The sequence below is a fragment of the Streptomyces sp. NPDC020801 genome, assembly GCF_044334385.1.
In the GTDB taxonomy this organism is placed as follows: domain Bacteria; phylum Actinomycetota; class Actinomycetes; order Streptomycetales; family Streptomycetaceae; genus Streptomyces.
The window spans coordinates 1-1,325 of the sequence record NZ_JBIRST010000080.1 but is presented as its reverse complement, the minus strand read 5'-3'; the positions used below and the strand labels follow the sequence as shown (position 1 = coordinate 1,325).

At 68.2% G+C, this 1,325-nt stretch carries 3 protein-coding genes; 1 reads left to right on the top strand and 2 read right to left on the bottom strand.

The window, feature by feature from the left end:
• Window positions 1–248: NAD(P)-binding protein (locus tag ACH4UM_RS41790; protein WP_398191932.1), on the bottom strand; the 248-nt coding region annotated here is incomplete at its 3' end.
• A gap of 150 nt (window positions 249–398) precedes the next feature.
• Here ACH4UM_RS41790 and ACH4UM_RS41785 point away from each other — a divergent pair.
• The gene (locus ACH4UM_RS41785) at window positions 399–1,196 is read left to right on the top strand and encodes an IclR family transcriptional regulator (RefSeq protein ID WP_398191929.1); all 798 of its coding nucleotides are present in this window, start codon (window positions 399–401) and stop codon (window positions 1,194–1,196) included.
• A 1-nt stretch (window position 1,197) separates the two neighbouring features.
• Here the strand turns inward: ACH4UM_RS41785 and ACH4UM_RS41780 are convergent.
• On the bottom strand, window positions 1,198–1,325 hold a 128-nt coding region (locus ACH4UM_RS41780; protein ID WP_398191935.1), incomplete at its 5' end, for an SRPBCC family protein.

The window sequence follows — 1,325 nt, the reverse complement described above, 5'->3', positions numbered from 1 at the left end:
GCGTGGTAGATGCGCCGGCCGTCCATGTGGGGCTCGGGCTCGGACTCGTACTTCCAGTCGTAGAAGCGGCTGCCGATCGGGTAGGTCAGCGCCGCCGGCATGTGGATGAAGACGTCCCACGGGGAGTCGGACCGGCCCGCCTCCAGCACCAGCACCCGGTTTCTGGGGTCGGCCGAGAGCCGGTTGGCCAGTGCGCTGCCGGCCGATCCACCGCCGACGATCACGAAGTCGTAGTGCAGGGGAGCCATGGTGCCTCGTCTCGCTCGCGCTGTCGATACGCGAGGCATGCTAGTACGGGTATCGCTATACGCACCAGGTTGCGTTGCACGCAACTTGCAGGGTCTTCGTTCCAATCGGGTTACCGCAACCCCGTTGTTTACTGCGCGTATAGTTTTGCTATGAGCAACTACCATCCGGATACTGAAACGAACGGTTCGCCGGCCGGCGGGGTGCAGTCCGTCGACCGGGCCATCAGCGTCCTCGAGATCCTGGCCCAGCGCGGCGAGGCGGGCGTGAGCGAGGTGGCCGCCGAGATCGATGTTCACAAGTCCACCGCGTTCCGGCTGCTCGGCGCCCTGGAGGCGCGCGGCCTGGTGGAGCAGGCGGGCGAGCGCGGCAAGTACCGCCTCGGCTTCGGCATCGTACGCCTGGCGGGCGCCGTCACGGGACGCCTCGACATCACCCAGCAGGGCCGACCGGTCTGCGAGCGCCTGGCCGAGGAGATCGGCGAGACGGTCAACATCGCGGTCATGCGGGAGCACTACGCGATCAACCTCTACCAGGTGCGCGGCCCGGCTGCCGTCGCCGCGCACAACTGGGTCGGCGAGCTGACCCCGCTGCACGCCACCTCCAGCGGCAAGGTGCTGCTGGCGTACCTGCCCGCCCAGGAGCGGGCCGAACTGCTGGCCGGGGCGGGTATGAAGAAGGTCACCCCGCACACCATCACCGCGAAGTCGACGCTCGAGAAGAACCTCGCCGAGGCACGCGAGCGCGGCTACGCCTTCACGCTGGAGGAACTGGAGATCGGTCTGCACGCCATGGCCGCCCCGGTCCGTAACCAGGACGGCCAGGTCGTCGCAGCCCTCAGTGCCTCCGGTCCCTCCTACCGCCTCACCGAGGAGCGGCTGCACGAGCTCTCCCCGATCCTGCTCAACGGAGCGGAGGAGATCAGCCACCGGATGGGCTACCTGGGCTGAGTCACCCCTGCTGGACGCCCAGGCGCTCGTTGACCCAGTCGTGGAAGGCGCCGATGTGGTGCTCGCTGGGCACCAGGACACCGCCCTTGGCGTACATCCGCGAACTCATGCCGGGCTGGGTGCGTTCGC